The 18578-nt window shown below is 52.3% G+C and carries 18 protein-coding genes, 4 tRNA genes and 1 pseudogene; 13 read left to right on the top strand and 10 right to left on the bottom strand.

What is annotated here, in order from left to right:
- Positions 1-32: 32 nt before the first annotated feature.
- The gene (locus EAW52_RS09450) at positions 33-812 is read right to left on the bottom strand and encodes an ABC transporter permease (RefSeq protein ID WP_122042220.1); all 780 of its coding nucleotides are present in this window, start codon (positions 810-812) and stop codon (positions 33-35) included.
- On the bottom strand, positions 809-1741 hold the full coding sequence (locus tag EAW52_RS09445) for an ABC transporter ATP-binding protein (RefSeq protein WP_122042219.1): 933 nt from the start codon (positions 1739-1741) through the stop codon (positions 809-811). The genes EAW52_RS09450 and EAW52_RS09445 overlap by 4 nt, the downstream gene beginning before the upstream one ends.
- Positions 1742-1904: 163 nt before the next feature.
- Here EAW52_RS09445 and EAW52_RS09440 point away from each other — a divergent pair, with 163 nt between their 5' ends.
- Positions 1905-2315: a PA2817 family protein gene (locus tag EAW52_RS09440; protein WP_010794885.1), complete on the top strand. Its 411-nt coding sequence runs from the start codon at positions 1905-1907 to the stop codon at positions 2313-2315.
- 84 nt (positions 2316-2399) lie between these two features.
- Here EAW52_RS09440 and EAW52_RS09435 read toward each other — a convergent pair.
- The 4 genes from EAW52_RS09435 to EAW52_RS09420 form a co-directional block, all read right to left on the bottom strand.
- A tRNA-Gly gene (locus tag EAW52_RS09435) sits at positions 2400-2475 on the bottom strand.
- Between the two features lie 3 nt (positions 2476-2478).
- Positions 2479-2554, bottom strand: a tRNA-Glu gene (locus EAW52_RS09430).
- Positions 2555-2621: 67 nt separating this feature from the next.
- A tRNA-Gly gene (locus EAW52_RS09425) sits at positions 2622-2697 on the bottom strand.
- A gap of 3 nt (positions 2698-2700) precedes the next feature.
- Positions 2701-2776, bottom strand: a tRNA-Glu gene (locus tag EAW52_RS09420).
- 209 nt (positions 2777-2985) lie between these two features.
- Between EAW52_RS09420 and EAW52_RS09415 the strand changes: the two genes are divergently transcribed.
- Positions 2986-3744 carry a hypothetical protein gene (locus tag EAW52_RS09415; protein WP_010794886.1) on the top strand — a complete coding sequence of 253 codons (759 nt, stop codon included), beginning with the start codon at positions 2986-2988 and terminating at the stop codon, positions 3742-3744.
- Between the two features lie 41 nt (positions 3745-3785).
- On the opposite strand, the gene EAW52_RS09410 is transcribed toward EAW52_RS09415, so the two are convergent.
- The 4 genes from EAW52_RS09410 to msrB form a co-directional block, all read right to left on the bottom strand.
- Complete coding sequence (locus EAW52_RS09410) at positions 3786-4268, bottom strand: GAF domain-containing protein (protein ID WP_010794887.1); 483 nt, start codon at positions 4266-4268, stop codon at positions 3786-3788.
- The gene (locus EAW52_RS09405; RefSeq protein ID WP_122042218.1) at positions 4261-5157 is read right to left on the bottom strand and encodes an ATP-binding protein; all 897 of its coding nucleotides are present in this window, start codon (positions 5155-5157) and stop codon (positions 4261-4263) included. The genes EAW52_RS09410 and EAW52_RS09405 overlap by 8 nt, the downstream gene beginning before the upstream one ends.
- A gap of 76 nt (positions 5158-5233) precedes the next feature.
- A complete protein-coding gene (locus tag EAW52_RS09400; protein ID WP_122042217.1) occupies positions 5234-5749 on the bottom strand; it encodes a glutathione peroxidase in 516 nt (171 codons plus the stop codon).
- Positions 5742-6140, bottom strand: coding sequence for a peptide-methionine (R)-S-oxide reductase MsrB (gene msrB / locus EAW52_RS09395; RefSeq protein ID WP_010794890.1), 399 nt, complete (start codon positions 6138-6140; stop codon positions 5742-5744). Before msrB ends, EAW52_RS09400 begins: the two co-directional genes overlap by 8 nt.
- Positions 6141-6336: 196 nt before the next feature.
- Between msrB and EAW52_RS09390 the strand changes: the two genes are divergently transcribed.
- The 11 genes and pseudogenes from EAW52_RS09390 to EAW52_RS09340 all read left to right on the top strand — a co-directional run bounded on the left by EAW52_RS09390 (position 6337) and on the right by EAW52_RS09340 (position 18413).
- The gene (locus tag EAW52_RS09390; RefSeq protein WP_122042216.1) at positions 6337-7548 is read left to right on the top strand and encodes a pyridoxal phosphate-dependent aminotransferase; all 1212 of its coding nucleotides are present in this window, start codon (positions 6337-6339) and stop codon (positions 7546-7548) included.
- Between the two features lie 4 nt (positions 7549-7552).
- The gene (locus EAW52_RS09385; protein WP_010794892.1) at positions 7553-7993 is read left to right on the top strand and encodes a hypothetical protein; all 441 of its coding nucleotides are present in this window, start codon (positions 7553-7555) and stop codon (positions 7991-7993) included.
- A gap of 93 nt (positions 7994-8086) precedes the next feature.
- A complete protein-coding gene (gene htpX, locus EAW52_RS09380; protein ID WP_122042215.1) occupies positions 8087-8962 on the top strand; it encodes a protease HtpX in 876 nt (291 codons plus the stop codon).
- 496 nt (positions 8963-9458) lie between these two features.
- Positions 9459-11687 (top strand): NADP-dependent isocitrate dehydrogenase, encoded by a 2229-nt coding sequence (locus tag EAW52_RS09375; protein WP_122042214.1) that lies wholly within the window; start codon positions 9459-9461, stop codon positions 11685-11687.
- A 92-nt stretch (positions 11688-11779) separates the two neighbouring features.
- Entirely contained in the window at positions 11780-12220 is a 441-nt protein-coding gene (locus tag EAW52_RS09370) for an NUDIX hydrolase (protein ID WP_010794895.1), read from the top strand.
- Between the two features lie 57 nt (positions 12221-12277).
- Entirely contained in the window at positions 12278-13396 is a 1119-nt protein-coding gene (gene mnmA / locus EAW52_RS09365; protein ID WP_122042213.1) for a tRNA 2-thiouridine(34) synthase MnmA, read from the top strand.
- Complete coding sequence (hflD, locus tag EAW52_RS09360; protein ID WP_122042212.1) at positions 13393-14013, top strand: high frequency lysogenization protein HflD; 621 nt, start codon at positions 13393-13395, stop codon at positions 14011-14013. The genes mnmA and hflD overlap by 4 nt, the downstream gene beginning before the upstream one ends.
- Positions 14014-14102: 89 nt before the next feature.
- On the top strand, positions 14103-15473 hold the full coding sequence (gene purB, locus EAW52_RS09355) for an adenylosuccinate lyase (RefSeq protein WP_122042211.1): 1371 nt from the start codon (positions 14103-14105) through the stop codon (positions 15471-15473).
- Between the two features lie 57 nt (positions 15474-15530).
- A complete protein-coding gene (locus EAW52_RS09350; RefSeq protein ID WP_122042210.1) occupies positions 15531-16703 on the top strand; it encodes a cupin domain-containing protein in 1173 nt (390 codons plus the stop codon).
- Positions 16696-17115 (top strand): annotated as a pseudogene (locus EAW52_RS26380) (GNAT family N-acetyltransferase); the annotation flags it as partial. The gene EAW52_RS09350 and the pseudogene EAW52_RS26380, both read left to right, overlap by 8 nt.
- 509 nt (positions 17116-17624) lie before the next feature.
- Positions 17625-18413: a secretin N-terminal domain-containing protein gene (locus tag EAW52_RS09340; RefSeq protein WP_122042208.1), complete on the top strand. Its 789-nt coding sequence runs from the start codon at positions 17625-17627 to the stop codon at positions 18411-18413.
- The last annotated feature ends 165 nt before the right edge of the window (positions 18414-18578 follow it).

Below are 18578 nucleotides of genomic sequence, written 5' to 3'. Positions count from 1 at the left end.
AGATGTACTCTCGCCATAGCGTCCTCAATATATCAATGACGCATGCCGCGCCCGCTCGTCAGCAGACGAATGCAGCATATATAGAGAACAACGGCAGCAATCAGCATAAGACCAATTGCGACACCAATTTGGATGTCTGAAACGCCCAATATCCCATAGCGGAATGCATTGACCATATGCAGGATGGGATTAGCCATCGACATGCCCTGCCAGAACGGCGGTAGCAGATCGATCGAATAGAACACCCCACCAAGATAAGTCAATGGCGTCAGGATGAACGTGGGCACTATAGAGATATCGTCAAAGTTACGGGCATAGACCGCGTTTATGAAACCACCCAAGGAAAAAATGGCAGCAGTCAGGATGATCACAAGCAACGTGATTCCTAAATGATGCACCTGCACATGGGTAAAAAATAAAGAAAGAACCGTAACGATAGCCGCTACTGCCAGCCCTCTCAGGATACCGCCACACGCATAACCAATAAGAATGACATGAGGTGATACAGGCGAGACCAGCAACTCTTCAACAGAGCGTTGAAATTTACTACTGAAAAAGCTTGATACGACATTGCTATAGGAATTAGTAATAACGGACATCATGATCAAGCCCGGCACAATGTATTCCATATAGGAGAACCCGCCCATGCCTCCTATTCGGCTACCGATCAGATTGCCAAAGATAACGAAGTAAAGGGCCATAGTGATCGCAGGAGGCAACAAGGTCTGCGGCCAAATACGCGTAAATCGTCGCACCTCCCGATGGACAATCGTTTGCAAGGCAATAAGGTTGGCTTTTATTTCAGTTTTCATCTCGCCACCTTTGCCAAGTTCTTTTCTACCAACGACACGAACAGCTCCTCAAGCCTGTTAGCCTTGTTGCGCATACTGATGACGTCTATGCCTTGAGCATTCAACTGAGTGAACAGGCCATTGATTCCAACACTCTTGTCGACTTGCACTTCAAGCGAGTGACTGGTGATAAGCCTGACCGGATAATCTTGAAGAGAGGGCGCAACTGATAGCGCCTGCTTTACATCAAGAACGAATGTCTCGACATGTAGTTTCTGAAGAAGCTCACGCATGCTGGTGTTTTCCACAATGGTGCCATGGTCAATAATGGCAATGTTGCGGCACAGCTGTTCTGCTTCCTCCAGATAGTGCGTCGTCAGAATGATGCTGACACCCTGCTGATTGAGAGTGGTCAAAAAGCTCCACATCGAACGGCGCAATTCAATATCCACACCAGCAGTAGGCTCGTCCAGTATGAGCAACCTTGGCTTGTGAATGAGCGCCCTGGCGATCATCAAACGCCGTTTCATCCCCCCAGACAACATACGGGACGGGGTATCTCGTTTGTCCCAGAGCCCTAGCTGAGTCAGGTATTCCTCGGCACGCTCCTTAGCCTGCCTGGCAGGTATTCCGTAATAGCCTGCCTGCGTAACCAGAATGTCGAATGCCTTTTCAAACTGATTGAAGTTGAACTCTTGGGGCACAACCCCAAGACAGCGCTTGAGTCCTGCCGGATCACGATCCAGATCGTGTCCGAAGACCGAAACCTGACCACTGCTTTTATTCACCAGCGTGGACAGAATACCTATCGTGGTAGATTTTCCTGCACCATTAGGTCCGAGAAGCGCAAAAAAATCGCCTTCGTTGACATCAAGGTCCAACCCCTTGAGCGCCTGGAAACCATTTCCGTAAGTTTTAGTGAGTTGCCGTATGGACAGAGCTTCGTTCATCTCGCTCACAAATTTCAGAAAATTAGAGGGGCTAAATGAGGGTGCAATACCCGATTTACAACCTTTGACGAATGTAAGCCCACATCATTCCAAATCGGGTGAGAAAAGACAGTCCGGCCATCCGCCTTTATACTGCTCCACTGTATATGAATAGGACATACACATGGCCACTGACTATTTGGAACACAACATGGCGCTTTTGGCGCACCTGCGGACCATATTGGCCGCATTGGGTGAGTCAGAGCAGATTCCTGAAGATAACCACGGGCTATTCTTGGACCGCTTCGACGAGCTTTTGACTGAGCTACCCAAACATCCGGAAGAAAACCATTATCTAGGGCAGGACCTGATCAGCCAGATTTTCCATCGCTATCCCCAGGTCGCCCATCTGGTACCCAGGGACCTGCTGTGGTTCTTTGGGGGAGATTGTCTTCACTTCATGCCTGACGAGGAAATCGCCCGCTACCAGGCACTGGATGAGCGCCGCTTCGAAGCAGAGGCTGCTGGAGAGCCCTTTGACTGGAATCAAGAGAAGCAATTGATGCTGCTTCCAGACAACGGACAAACTCATTAGATAAAGCGATGAGGGTCACAAAGGCCCTCATCAAAAACAAGATGCACAAACAAAAACACCGCCAAGAAGGCGGTGTTTTTAATTTGGAGCGGGAAACGAGACTCGAACTCGCGACCCCGACCTTGGCAAGGTCGTGCTCTACCAACTGAGCTATTCCCGCATATGGCGTCCCCTAGGGGACTCGAACCCCTGTTACCGCCGTGAAAGGGCGGTGTCCTAGGCCACTAGACGAAGGGGACAAACCCTTGAAACATGCAAAGCATATTTCTATTAACACAAGCACCGCGCATGCCATGCTTTAAAACTTGGAGCGGGAAACGAGACTCGAACTCGCGACCCCGACCTTGGCAAGGTCGTGCTCTACCAACTGAGCTATTCCCGCATATGGCGTCCCCTAGGGGACTCGAACCCCTGTTACCGCCGTGAAAGGGCGGTGTCCTAGGCCACTAGACGAAGGGGACGCAGCCTTGGAGCTTTAACAGTTCCTACCTCTTTCGCTTCGCTTTCAGCTTTGCGTCTGAAGTGGCGCGCATTCTAGAGAGACATTCGAGACCCGTCAACACCTATTTAAATTTTTTTTAAATCAATGACTTTGCCATTAAAGAAGATGGCCACGCTGCCAATATAGTAGTACTTGTTTTATTGACTCGCAGGCCAGCAGGAGGCCTTGATGTCTGTATCTATAATTGCCATTTTGGTTGTGACGGGAGCTGTACTGTTGATTTTCATCAGCTTTCTCAACCAGAAGCTTGAAGCGCATCAGCTTGAAAAGACACGCTTGAAAGCGGAGCTGGTTAACCGCATCCGACGCTATGAGCAGCTGTCCGACACGTTACCGGGGCAATGGATGACCCCTGCCCTCAAGCTTTTACTATCAAGGCTTGAACTGACACTTCTTCAGCGCATGCCTAATAAGGAGAAGACTCCCGTATTGGCTGCACGCATGAATCATCTGGAAGCTGAGCTGGCCAAGGGTGATCAAATCGAGATCACAAACGCAGCCCAGGTTATCGCAAATGAAGCCAAGGCAAAGCAGGTTCGTGCGCAGCTTGAAAATTTACACGCACAAATCACCTACGCCATCCAGAATGGACTGATTGAGGCTAAAGAGGCTGGTTATTGGGACGAGGAAATAAGAGCGCTAATGACGCTACTTCACTTCGAATTCTTTGATCACCTGGGCCGTCAGTTTATTGATCAGGGACAACTGGCTCCTGCTAGACAGGCATTTGAGAAAGCCGCTCAATATATCCGCAAACAGCCTCACTCAGACAAGTTCAATGAACATCTTCAGTACCTTGATGAACAAGTCAGCGTCATCAAGGGAGAAATTGGTGCTGGGCAACCGGTCCGCGAACCTACGCAACTATTAAAGGGGCTAGAGGAGATGGAGAAGGAAGATGCCCCTATGAAGTCACTCTACGACTAATAGCAATAAAAGCGCAGCCCCAAGGGGCTGCGCTTTTATTATCAGCAATCACTTGCGGCTAGCAGTATTGCTGCCAGTCGCTCGATACCTTTCTGATCATCCAGGCTGAACCTACCTAGCTTGGGGCTATCAAGATCCAGCACACCAATCAGACGTTCATTCTTTATCAATGGAATAACAAGTTCACTGTTTGACGCACTGTCACAAGCAATGTGCCCCGCGAATACATGTACATCCTCAACGCGCTGCGTCTCGCGCGTTTGCGCCGCCGTACCACAGACACCACGCCCAAAGGGTATGCGAACGCAAGCAACCTTGCCCTGGAACGGACCAAGCACAAGCTCATTGTCTTTGCACAGATAAAAGCCCGCCCAGTTTAGGTCAGGCAACTCATGGAAAAGAAAGGCAGAACACTGCGAGGCGTTGGCGATAAAATCGTTTTCGCCAGAAAGAAGCGCTTCTAACTGTGCCGCTAGTAGCTCATAGCCACCTAGATCGTTTCCCACTTCACTCAAATCACGCATTTGCGACATCCAAAAGCTGTTTACCAACCCAATGACGGGCGAATTGATAGGCACAGCGGCCATTTCTATTACCTCGGCCGAGCGCCCAGCGAATAGCTTCCTTTTCAGTTTCCTCACTCCACTGCCACACAAGCTGCGCGCGGGTAGCCAATACCTCGACCCAGTGCTTGGTTACCTGAAGAAACTGATCCTGGGTAAAAGGATAAAAGGAAAGCCATAACCCAAATCGATCCGAGAGCGCGATCTTGTCTTCTACCGCCTCACTAGGGTGTAGCTCGCCATCCGCACTTCGCTCCCAGTCAGCGTTATCGCTTTGTCGCTCAGACACCAAATGCCGGCGATTCGAAGTTGCATAAAGCAGAACGTTATCAGGCGCCTGCTCAAGCGAGCCATCCAGTACGCTTTTCAGCACTCGATAGTCATCGTTGCTGGCATCAAACGACAAATCATCACAAAACAACACAAACCGCTGAGGCTGTTTACTGATTTGCGCAACCACACGTGGCAGATCTGTCAGATGATCACGCTCAATCTCTATTAGCCGCAATCCGCGCTGTGCATACTCAGCGAGCAATGCTCTGACCAGGGATGACTTGCCTGTACCGCGAGCGCCCCATAACAGAGCATGATTGGCGGGCATGCCGTCTACAAACTGCTGCGTATTCTGCCCAAGCAGGACCTGCTGTCTATCAACGCCCTGTAAATCAGATAATCGCAGATCCAGATTGACTTCAATAGGCTGCAGATACCCTCCCCGCCCTTCACGACGCCAGCGAGCCGCAACGGTTTGAGACCAATCAATCGGCTCGCGCAGTGCTGGCAATAAAGGCTCCAAACGGGCCAGCACGCCTTCCGCACGTGCCAGAAATGTATCGAGTCTAGATTCCACGTACTTATCCTTACACAAAAACGGCGACTCACCTTTATACATAGCGAGAGCCGCAAGATTCAGCATGACATTCGAGTCACAGCGAAAGAAACCGCTCTACCTGTCCCTTTAGCGACGCAGGCTTCTCTAGCGGCGCGAAGCGTTTGATCTTTTCACCATCGCCACTAACCAGAAACTTTGTGAAATTCCACTTTATACGCTGCGTACCTAGCACCCCCGGTGCCTTCGCCTTTAGTACCTGGAATAAAGGATGGGCATCGGCACCATTGACCTCTATCTTTTGAGATACGTTAAAGGAGACACAAAAGCGGGCCTTGCAAAACTGTTCGATCTCACCGTTGTCAGCAGGCTCCTGATGACCGAACTGATCACATGGAAAGGCCACAATTACTAGCCCTTGAACCTTGTAAGCCTGCCACAACGTCTCAAGCCCCTCGTATTGAGGCGTGAATCCACAGCGACTGGCAGTGTTGACCAACAGATAGGCTTGCGCAGAAAGATCAGCCAGGCAGCACGCTTTCCCATTCATCAATGTAAACGGAATCTGCAAAAGGCTTTTGCCTTCCGCAGCTTGAGCGTCTGTTTTATTCATCACGCGGGACAAGATCCAGCGCAACAGAGTTTATGCAGTAACGCAAACCCGTCGGTCGTGGACCATCCGGGAACACATGCCCCAGGTGCGCATCGCAACGCGAACAAAGCACCTCTATACGATGCATCCCATGACTAAAATCCTCTTCCTCTCGCAAGGCATCATTCGAGATGGGCTGATAAAAGCTGGGCCAGCCACAGCCTGAACTGTATTTGGTCTCCGAATCGAAAAGCGCTTGCCCACAACAGACACACTGGTACACCCCAGGCGTCTTGGTATCACAATACTTACCTGTATACGGCGCTTCCGTCGCCTTTAGCCTGCACACCCGAAACTGGTCATTATCCAGCTGGTCACGCCAAACATCTTCGGATTTGATGACTTTATCCATAGGATGAACACCTCCGCCATGGAAAAGGCCCCATCTGTCTCTTTTGAAAACGCAGGGGCAGTCGTATGATCTGCCTCCAGTCTGTCACTCGTTGAGGGCGCTGCCAAGCCGATAGGCACGCCTACCTACAGTCAGACATCGACCATGCACCTTTCGCAGGTCGCTCTTCGCTATTACCAACCGGGATCCGTTACACATGCAGGTCAGTAAATCGAACAAGCTAGCCAACGTCTGCTATGACATTCGTGGGCCAGTGTTAAAGCATGCCAAGCGTCTGGAGGAGGAAGGCCACCGCATCCTCAAACTCAACATTGGCAACCCCGCACCGTTCGGTTTCGAAGCACCTGAAGAAATCCTTCAGGATGTGATCCGCAACCTGCCTACCGCACAAGGTTACAGCGATTCCAAGGGCCTGTTCAGCGCGCGCAAGGCAGTCATGCAGTACTACCAGCAAAAGCAGGTAGAGGGCGTTGGCATTGAAGACATCTATTTGGGTAACGGTGTATCCGAGCTGATCGTCATGGCCATGCAGGCCCTGCTCAACAACGGTGATGAGGTTCTAATCCCGGCGCCAGATTATCCCCTTTGGACTGCAGCTGTCAGCCTGGCGGGCGGCAAACCTGTCCACTACCTATGCGATGAGCAGTCGGACTGGTTTCCGGACCTTTCAGACATGGCCAGCAAAATCACCTCCAATACCAAGGCCTTGGTGCTGATCAACCCGAACAATCCTACGGGCGCCGTGTACTCCAAAGAGGTTCTGGAAGATATCGTAGAGCTGGCGCGCCAGCATAACCTCGTCATTTTTTCGGACGAGATCTATGACAAGATCCTGTACGACGAAGCAGTGCATATTTCAACGGCTTCGCTTGCGCCCGATGTCCTGTGCCTGACGTTTAACGGTCTGTCGAAATCTTACCGCGTGGCAGGCTTCCGTTCGGGCTGGGTTGCCATTTCCGGCCCTAAACATAAAGCTCAGAGCTATATCGAAGGGCTTGATATCCTTGCCAACATGCGCCTATGTGCAAACGTGCCCAGCCAGCATGCCATTCAGACCGCTCTGGGCGGTTACCAGAGCATCAATGACCTGGTACTGCCCAACGGGCGTTTACTGGAACAGCGCAACCGTGCCTGGGCGCTATTGAACGACATCCCCGGCGTAAGCTGCGTAAAGCCTATGGGGGCGCTATATGCCTTCCCCAGGATCGATCCAAAGGCTTGCCCAATCCACAATGATGAAAAGTTTGTTCTGGATCTTCTGCTTTCGGAAAAATTGCTTATCGTTCAAGGTACCGCCTTCAACTGGCCTTGGCCTGACCACTTCCGTGTAGTGACCCTGCCACGCGTGGATGACCTTGAACAGGCTATTGGCCGAATTGGCAATTTCCTCAAACATTACCGGCAGTAGTCCCATGGACCTCCATATCGAAGACTTCTACAAGGATGCAGCGAAAGGCCTGCTGGCGCTTTATCAAAGCTTTCCACGCAAGGCGACGCTCTATGTCGAAGATCTGATTGGACGCGAGGAGCCCGACCAGTTCGGGCTTCCCAGTGTTAGACATCAGAGCTGTTTTAGCGCGCTGCTCTGGCTCGCTGAAGAGGACTATCTGCGCTACACCACTAACCTTGGTTATGATGCACTTGACCAGGCCATCCTGACCGAAAAAGCGTTTCTACGTCTTTCAGCGAGTCACGCCCATTTACTTAAGGAAGCAGAAGCGCTTCCGCCTAGTGTGAGACGTCAACGTTCTACCCTAGCCCAGCATCTACGGGACGCTCTGGCAGAAAGCGATAGCGAACGAGTGGTGCTGTTGACGCGTCTTTTACTCAGACCTGCCAACAAAACGACATAGTTTGAAATAGTCGATTGATTGAAACCCTAACAACCGGACCTTATATACGCCGCTAGGAAATAGTCTTCCGGTTGTTAGGAGAAGCTTTACACCATGATGCGAATTCTGCTGTTCCTTGGCACCAACTTGGCCGTACTGCTGATCGCCAGCATTACGCTTAAAGTGCTGGGAGTAGATCGTTTTACAGGCCAGAACTACGGAAGTCTTCTGATTTTCTGTGCCGTCTTCGGTTTTGCCGGCTCGCTATTCTCGCTATTCATTTCCAAGTGGATGGCCAAGATGAGCACCGGAACCGAAATCATCAGTCAGCCCCGGACTCGTCACGAGCAATGGCTACTGCAAACTGTTGAGGATCTGTCTCGCGAGGCAGGCATTCGGATGCCTGAGGTTGGCATCTTTCCTGCTTACGAAGCGAACGCCTTTGCAACGGGCTGGAACAAGAACGATGCACTGATTGCGGTAAGCCAGGGTTTGCTTGAGCGTTTCTCGCCTGAAGAAGTGCGCGCCGTTCTGGCGCACGAGATCGGTCACGTAGCCAACGGCGACATGGTGACACTGAGCCTGATCCAAGGCGTCGTGAACACCTTTGTCATGTTCTTTGCCCGCATATTCGGCAATTTCATCGACAAGGCCGTCTTTAAAACAGAGGAAGGTCATGGGCCCGCCTATTACATTACCAGTATCGTCGCTGAACTGGTTCTGGGCATCCTGGCGACTATCATCGTCATGTGGTTCTCGCGCTTTCGCGAATTCCGTGCCGACGAAGCAGGTGCACGCCTAGCAGGTACAAATGCAATGGTTTCTGCATTACAGCGCTTGCGTGCGGAACAGAACATTCAAGGACAAATGCCAGACACTCTGACCGCTTTTGGAATCAAGAGCAGCAAGGGCCATGGCTTTGCCGGTCTGTTCATGAGCCACCCTCCTCTGGAGGAGCGTATAGAGGCGCTACTGCGCCAACAGCGCTAAATCAAATAAAAAGCCCCGACTTGCTCGGGGCTTTTTATTACGCAGCAGTTAAAAGACTTTATTCGTTTAAAAACTAATTTATTAAAACCAATGGATTAGCCAAGTCCCAAGCAGGAACTACGCTATTTCAAAGACCCAATTGTTCAGAAAATAAACATTTGAAAGGCAATCACTTCACTTAAAGGTTTGTGTAGTTATTCAAACAAACCTAGCAATGCGAAAGACCTCCCTAGCTGATATACTCCGTGACGATTTTTGGGCCCTAGAAGCCCGAGATCAATCCGGGACGGGTCCGGTCGGGCCTGCCTCAGTGTGTGCAGGCTTGAAACCCGGCGCGTCGTTAACGGCAAACCTTTCTGGCCTGCTCAAGTGCCCGGAATTGTTCTCAAATCTCGCGTTTTCATCTGCGTCTACCGGTGCCTTGTCGGTGAACTAGCTGGTTCGGTGCCATTCAAATAGGCGCAATCGCTATGATACAGAGAGGTTAACGTAACAAATGTCTACAACGTCGAAGATCATCTATACGCTTACAGACGAAGCACCTGCCCTTGCCACCTATTCCCTGCTTCCTATCGTCAAAGCGTTTACCGAATCATCAGGCATTGCTGTTGAAACCCGCGACATCTCTCTAGCTGGCCGCATCATCGCTACTTTTCCTGAATATCTAAGCGAAGACCAAAAGATTTCTGACCACTTGGCTGAACTGGGCCAACTGGCTACTACTCCCGAAGCCAACATCATCAAGCTGCCTAACATCAGCGCCTCGGTTCCTCAGCTGAAAGCAGCTATCAAGGAACTTCAGGATCAAGGCTACACACTACCGAACTACCCGGACGAGCCAAAAGACGACACGGAAAAAGACGTCAAATCTCGCTACGACAAGATCAAAGGCAGCGCTGTTAACCCGGTTCTCCGCGAGGGTAATTCTGACCGCCGCGCACCTCTTTCCGTCAAGAACTACGCCAAAAAGCATCCCCATAAAATGGGCGCTTGGAGCGCAGACTCCAAGACCAAGGTCGCGCACATGAATGAGGGCGACTTCTACGGTAGCGAAAAGTCTGCCCTGATCGAAGCATCAGGCACGGTCAAGATCGAGCTGACCACCAACGATGGCAGCACGCAGGTACTGAAGGAAAAAACATCCGTAACAGCTGGCGAGTTGATCGATGCATCGGTCATGAGCAAGAAGGCTCTGGCCAGCTTTATCGAAGCCGCCATTGCTGACGCAAAGAACAGCAACGTCCTGCTGTCCCTGCACCTCAAGGCAACCATGATGAAGGTCTCCGACCCGATCATGTTTGGCCACGTAGTTTCGGTGTTTTATGCTGATGCGCTCAAAAAGCATGCTGACACACTAAGTCAGCTGGGTGTTGACTTAAACAATGGTATTGGTGACCTGTACGCCAAGATCAAAACCTTGCCGGAAGACAAGCAGGCAGAAATCGAAGCGGATATCAAAGCTGTTTACGAGCAGCGCCCCCAGCTGGCCATGGTGAACTCTGACAAGGGTATTACCAACCTGCACGTTCCAAGCGATGTGATTGTCGATGCCTCCATGCCCGCCATGATTCGTGAATCAGGCAAGATGTGGGGCGCCGATGGCAAGCTGTACGATACCCTGGCCATGATCCCTGATCGCTGCTATGCCGGTGTCTATCAAGCGGTTATCGAAGACTGCAAGCAAAACGGCGCTTTCGATCCGGCTACCATGGGTAGCGTACCTAACGTAGGCCTGATGGCTCAGAAGGCCGAGGAATACGGCTCCCACGACAAGACGTTCAAGATCCCTGCTGACGGCGTGGTTCGTGTTACTGACACCAACGGCAATGTTCTTCTTGAGCATACTGTCGAGGCAGGTGATATCTGGCGCATGTGCCAGACCAAGGATGCTCCGGTCCGCGACTGGGTAAAACTGGCAGTTAACCGCGCACGTGCCAGCAACACCCCGGCAGTGTTCTGGCTGGATCCTGCACGCGCCCATGATGCCCAATTGATCAAAAAGGTACAAACCTACCTGAAGGATCACGACACAGCTGGCCTGGACATTCAGATCCTCTCTCCGGTTGAGGCAACTCGCCTGTCCCTTGAGCGCATCCGTGCAGGCAAGGACACGATTTCCGTTACCGGTAACGTATTGCGTGACTACCTGACCGACCTGTTCCCCATCATGGAGCTTGGTACCAGTGCCAAGATGCTGTCCATCGTTCCGCTCATGAACGGTGGCGGTCTGTTCGAGACTGGCGCGGGCGGCTCTGCACCCAAGCACGTTCAGCAGTTCGTACAGGAAAACCATCTCCGTTGGGACTCTCTAGGTGAGTTCCTGGCGCTCTCCGAATCGCTGGATCACTACGGCCATGCGACCAATAATGCCAAGGCCCGCCTGTTCGCCAAGACACTGGACCAAGCCAACGGTAAGTTCCTGGACAGCAACAAGTCACCTTCACGCAAGGTAGGCGAACTGGACAACCGTGGCAGCCACTTCTACCTAGCCCTTTACTGGGCTCAGGCACTGGCTGAGCAAACCGAGGATGGCGAACTGCAGGCGAAGTTTTCCAAGCTGGCCAAGCAGCTTGCCGACAACGAAGCCAAGATCGTTGCCGAATTGAACGAAGTACAGGGCAAGCCTGTGGATATTGGGGGTTATTACCACCCGAGCGCAGAACTTGCCAGCAAGGCAATGCGCCCAAGCGCGACCCTAAACGAAGCCCTGGCCACGCTGTCCTAATATGACACGCTAGTGCTTACAGAACCCCGGCCCAGTGCCGGGGTTCTGCTTTCAGCCTTTACCTCTATGCTTCATTGAAAACAGGGCCTCTTATGAAATGGGAACCCCATATCACTGTCGCAACCGTTATTGAAGATCAGGGACGTTTTTTGTTTACTGAAGAACTGATTGATGGCCAGCCACGTCTCAATCAGCCGGCCGGGCACCTTGAGGCCAATGAAAGCCTGCTCGACGCCGCCCGTAGAGAAACCCTCGAAGAAACCGGTTGGGAAGTTGAGCTTACAGGTGTCACAGGCATTTACTTGTATACCGCTCCCAGCAACGGCGTGACCTACCAGCGCGTCTGCTTTTCAGCGCGTCCGCTTCGCCACCTACCCGAGCACCCACTCGACGAGGGCATTATCGGCCCTAAATGGATGACCCGGGAGGAACTGGTTGCAAATGAGGCCTCCTGGCGCAGTGAATTGGTCCTGCGCTGCGTTGATGATTATCTCAGCACTGGCTCCTTCCCCCTGGAAGTGATCCGTCTCTAGGTCGCCGTGCCCTGCCTTACCCTGTTAAACTGTGCTTTTTCCTGAATACTTCTGCATATGCATACGCCCTCTTCAACACGCGTCATTGTCGGCATGTCAGGCGGAGTGGACTCCTCTGTTTCAGCGCTGCTCCTGAAGGAACAGGGATACCAGGTCGAAGGCCTCTTCATGAAAAACTGGGAAGAGGATGACGGCACTGAATACTGTACAGCCAAAGAAGACCTGGCTGACGCCCAGGCAGTGTGCGACCGGCTTGGTATCAAGCTGCACACGGCCAACTTCGCAGCCGAATATTGGGATAACGTCTTCGAACACTTCCTGGAAGAGTACAAGGCAGGCCGAACGCCCAATCCGGACATCCTGTGTAACCGGGAAATCAAGTTCAAGGCATTTCTTGACTACGCCTTGATGCTGGGGGGCGATCTTATCGCCACAGGTCATTATGTTCGCCGTCGGGACGAAAACGACCAGACCCAGCTACTAAAAGGCCTGGATCCCAACAAGGACCAGAGCTATTTCCTGCACGCGGTGGGTGGCGAACAGCTGGCCAAGACATTGTTCCCGGTAGGCGAACTGGAAAAGCCTGAAGTTCGCGCGATTGCCGAAAAATACGGACTGGCCACAGCACGCAAAAAAGACTCTACCGGTATCTGCTTTATCGGCGAGCGCCGCTTTGCCGATTTCCTCAAGCAGTACCTGCCCGCTCAGCCCGGCAATATCGAAACCACCGAAGGCAAGATCATCGGCAAACATCATGGGCTGATGTATCACACCATTGGTCAGCGGCAGGGGCTGGGCATCGGTGGCATGAAGGATTCCGGAGATGACCCATGGTACGTCCTGAGCAAAGACCTGAAGCGTAACGTTCTGATCGTTGGTCAGGGTAACGAACACCCCTGGCTGTATTCTCAGGCGTTGACCGTCAACACTATTTACTGGGTCAACCCGGTCGATTTGACGTCCCCTCTCAAGCTGAAAGCCAAAGTACGGTATCGCCAGCAGGATCAGGCCTGCCGCCTTGAAAAAACAGCCACCGGTTATCGTGCTGTCTTTGAAGTGCCACAAAGGGCTGTCACCCCAGGTCAATCTGTCGTTTTCTATGATGGAGAGATTTGCCTGGGCGGTGGTGTTATCGAAGACGCTGAGCCTGCATATAGGGAGAGCCCTGCAGCATGACGTCGATACATGAGCAACTGGTAGCACTGGGTGCTGTCTTCGAGGCCGCGTTTCTAGTCGATCGCCTGGCCAAGACGGGACAGATCAGCGAGGCGCCACTGGCCTGCATGTTGGGCAGCCTGCTGGTTACAAACCCACAAACCACGCTTGAGGTCTATAGCGGGGACAGTATCGACCTGCGCGATGGCATGAGGGCGTTGTCCAGCGCCCTGGAGCGCAACCCCTCAAGCCTGCAGCGAGAGCCTCTTAAATACGCCTTGTCGATGATTGCTCTGGAACGACGGCTAGACCGGCGCGAAGATATGCTGAAACTGATTGGCAAGCGCCTTGATCAGGTGCAGCAGCAGGTTCAACACTTTGGTTTGACGCATGAAAACGTCATTGCCAGCTTTGGCAGCATTTATGAAGACACACTGAGTACATTTCGCCAGCGTATTCAGGTGCATGGCGAGATGCGTTACCTACAGATACCGGCCAACGCCGCCAAGGTGAGAGCATTGCTATTGGCCGGCATTCGTTCCGCCCGTCTCTGGCGACAACTGGGCGGACACCGCTGGCAGATGGTCTTTAGTCGACGCAAGATGCTTGATGAGCTCTATCCTCTCCTGAACAGCTGATCAACCATCTCGCTCGCGCTCAGCCAAACATGGCGCTTTGGTGTATGCTATCGCGCCTTTTTCCTCTCATTGACTGTCGAGAATGCCCCATGCAGCTTTCCTCGCTTACCGCGGTTTCGCCTATTGACGGCCGCTATGCCAGCAAAACCCAAGCCCTGCGCCCGATTTTCAGCGAATACGGTCTGATCCGTTTCCGCGCCACGGTTGAAGTTCGCTGGCTCCAGCGCCTGGCCTCGCATGATGCCATCCCCGAAGTAGCGCCCTTCTCCACGCAGGCCAATGAGATTCTGGAAAAGCTGGTAACCAGTTTTAGCCTGGAGCAGGCAGAGCGGGTAAAGGAAATCGAGCGCACGACCAACCACGACGTCAAGGCTATCGAGTATCTGCTGAAAGAGCACGCTGCAGCACTGCCTGAGCTCAATGCCGTCAGCGAATTCATCCACTTCGCCTGCACATCAGAAGATATCAATAACCTTTCTCATGCACTCATGCTTCGCGAAGGTCGTGATACCGTTCTATTGCCACTGATGCGTAACATCGCGGGCGCCATCCGCGAGCTGGCGCACCGTTTTGCCGACGTCCCGATGCTGTCGCGCACTCACGGACAGCCAGCCTCCCCTACTACACTGGGTAAGGAACTGGCCAATGTGGTGTATCGCCTGGATCGCCAGATCAAGCAGATTGCTGGTATCGAGCTGCTTGGCAAGATCAACGGCGCCGTAGGTAACTACAACGCACACCTGTCGGCCTATTCCCAAATCAATTGGGAGGCGAACGCACAAGCCTTCGTAGAGAATGACCTGGGTCTTACCTGGAATCCCTACACTACGCAAATCGAGCCGCATGACTATATTGCAGAACTGTTCGATGCCATTGCTCGCTTCAACACCATCCTGATCGATTTTGATCGGGATATCTGGGGCTATATTTCGCTAGGCTACTTCAAGCAGAAAACCGTTGCGGGTGAAATCGGTTCTTCGACCATGCCACATAAGGTCAATCCGATCGACTTCGAGAACTCCGAAGGCAACCTGGGTATTGCCAATGCGCTTCTGCAGCACCTTGCCAGCAAGTTGCCTATCTCTCGCTGGCAGCGCGACCTGACCGACTCAACGGTGCTTCGTAATCTGGGTGTCGGCTTCGCCCATAGTGTTATTGCCTATGAAGCCACACTCAAGGGCATCAGCAAGCTGGAGCTGAATGCGCAGCGTATCGCTGACGATCTGGACAACTGCTGGGAAGTCTTGGCCGAGCCGGTTCAAACCGTCATGCGTCGTTACGGCATAGCTAATCCGTATGAAAAGCTCAAGGAATTGACCCGCGGCAAAGGCATTAGCGCCGAAGCCCTGCAAACTTTTATTGAAGGGTTGGACATTCCTGCAGAGGCCAAGGCAGAACTCAAGGCGCTGACACCTGCCAACTATATTGGTAATGCTATAGAGCAAGCCAAGCGTATTTGAATACTGAGCCTATTCTTATGCCCGGCTGCGCCGGGCTTTTTTATTTCAGAGACAGACATGAACGCAGACACTCCTTTGCAACTGTTGGGCGGCCTGACGGCTCGAGAATTCCTGCGCGACTATTGGCAGCGCAAACCCCTGTTGATCCGTCAGGCCATCCCGGATTTCGAAACACCGCTATCTCCTGACGAACTGGCTGGCCTCGCTCTCGAAGAAGAAGTTGAGTCACGCATCATCGCGCCCGGAGAACAAGGCCCATGGCAGCTACGCCAAGGTCCCTTCAAGGAAGAAGACTTTTCTACCCTGCCTGAGCGTGAGTGGACACTGCTCGTTCAAGCGGTTGACCAGTTCGTTCCTGAAGTAGCCGAATTGGTCGAGCCATTCAAATTCCTGCCAAGCTGGCGCATCGACGACGTCATGATCAGCTATGCAGCACCAGGCGGCGGCGTTGGTCCCCACTACGACAACTACGACGTATTCCTTTTGCAAGGTTATGGTCGACGTCGCTGGAAGATCGGTCAGCGTTGCACCAGTGAAAGTCCTTTACAGGACAACCCGGATATCAAGATCCTGGCGGAATTTGAGCAGACCGATGAATGGGTGTTGGAACCCGGCGACATGTTGTATCTACCCCCTCAGCTTGCCCATGATGGCATTGCCGAGGATGAGTGCATGACCTATTCGATAGGTTTTCGCGCACCCAGTACCTCAGAGGTCTTGACGCACTTCACTGACTTTTTGACTCAGTTCATCCCAGAAGAAGAGCGCTATAGTGATGCAGGCACTGAACCTGTGCAGGCAGCAGACTCTGGCCAGATCAAGCAAGACGCTGTAGATCGCCTTAAAGCCCTTATACAAGAACACATCAATGATGAGCGGATGCTATTGGCCTGGTTTGGCCAATACATGACCGAGCCGCGCTACCCTGAGCTGATCAGCGGCGAGTCTCTTCTAGAAGGTGATCTGGTCCAAGCTCTGGAAGATGGTGCCTGCCTTATACGCAACCCCAGCGCACGACTGGCCTGGTCACAAATGGGCAACGATGTGATGATTTTCGCGAGCGGTCAAAGCAGATTACTTTCCGGCCACCTTCAACCCTTGCTTGCGCTGGTATGCTCAGCTGACGCATTGCATCAAGAAAACCTGGGCAACTGGCTAGAGGATGAAGCCGGCCGGGAACTGATACGCGAACTCATTGAACAAGGCAGCCTGGTATTTGCTGATGAGTGATCTCTCTATCCGCGTCGCAGACTGGAAGCGTGACAACGAGGCCCTGAGACATATACGAGAAACCGTATTTATCCAAGAGCAGGCTGTACCGCCAGAAATGGAATGGGACTCGGAAGATGAGCATGCCATACACTTTCTGGCTCAAGAGGGTCTTTATCCAGTAGGCACTGCTCGCCTACTGGAGGATGGCCGCATAGGTCGCGTTGCGGTTTTACGCGACTGGCGCGGCCTCAATGTTGGCTCAACCATCATGCATGCAGTGATATCCGAGGCCGAGCGACGCGGATTACACCGCCAGGTTTTAAGCGCACAAATCCAGGCCATTCCGTTTTATCAGCGCCTGGGGTTTACTGTCACCGGTGATGAATATCTGGAGGCGGGTATCGCCCATGTCGACATGACCAGACACTCTACGCTGGAGCAAACAGAGGCCGTAGCAGCCAATGAAAAGCGTGAGATGCGCTTCGAGACTCCTGATGCTGCTGCTCTCCATATCGTTGAATTGCTTTCCCAGGCACGACGCAGCATCTGTATCTATAGTCCAGACTTTGAACCACAACTCTACAACCGCAGCGATGTAGAGCACGCCATTACACGTTTTTTACTGGCGCACCCTCGCAATCGCCTGCGTGTACTGCTCAAGGACTCAGGCCAAGCTGTGCGTCAGAGCCATCGACTCATCAATCTGGCACGACGCCTGACCAGTAACTTTTTAATTCGCAGGCGCTCGCCTGATTATCCGGCAGACGACACCGCTTACGTACTGATAGACGATCAGGGCCTGGTGATTCGCAACAATCCACAGCTATATACCGGCACGGCCTATTACAACGCGAGAGCCACTGTTCGCTTGCAACAGAGCCGATTCGACAGCATCTGGCAAACCAGCCAATCGGACCCTAACGTGAGAAGCATGGTGTTATGAAGCCCTATCGCGCGTACCCGGCCTTATTTCTGTCCTTGCTGATGACTGCCTTCGCAGCACAGGCGGCACCTCGTACTGAAGTGATTCCCCTTAATTACAGAACCGCCGATGAATTGCTGCCTATCGTGCAATCCACTTTGGGCTTAGAAGGCAAAGTCAGTACCTATAGCAATCAACTCATCGTTAATGCTGAGTCGAACAAAATCACTGAAATCAAAAGCCTGTTATCTCAATTGGATACAAAGCCGCATAGCCTTTTGATTACTGTCGATACACGCGATGCAGATGAGGGCGATGAGCAGGGTTACTCGGTTAACGGACGACTGGGTAATCATCCAGACACGCAGGTTCGCATCATCAGTAACAGCACCGGCACACAGCAAGACGGCACACAGCAGGTACAGGCAACGGAAGGCTCCCCTGCCTTGGTCAAGATTGGTCAAAGCGTGCCTATTTCCACCACTGAAATCGACCCTTACGGTCGCCCTTATACCCGTACCGAGTATCGCGATCTCAACCGTGGCTTTTACGTTACTGCCAGCCTTACCGGCAATCTTGTACATTTGACAATAGATGGCGGCAATAACAGCTTGGACAGAAATCAGCCCAACACCATCAATACTCAATCCACCAGTACCCGCGTCAGCGGCCAGCTAGGTGAATGGATTACGCTGAGTGGCTTTTCACAGAATGCTTCACGCTCTGAGGACGGAATTCTGTATGAATATTCAACTCGGGGCAGTCAGGATACTCAACTCAGAGTTAAGGTAGACCTTCTCGAATAAAAAACACTCTGGCGTATCAACCTTCAAGACGCACATATCTCATTAGCATCCATGCGCTGACTGCACTTCACAACACGCTTCATCTGACGTATTCGAATCCAGGTGATATCAATAAGATATTATCTGGACCCTTCATATTAAAACGCTCAACTTACGCAGCTTATT

Source organism: Pseudomonas sp. LTJR-52 (assembly GCF_003691465.1).
In the GTDB taxonomy this organism is placed as follows: Bacteria; Pseudomonadota; Gammaproteobacteria; order Pseudomonadales; family Pseudomonadaceae; genus Chryseomonas; species Chryseomonas luteola.
Note: the sequence above shows the minus strand (reverse complement) of the source record. Positions and strands in the feature narration are given on the sequence as shown.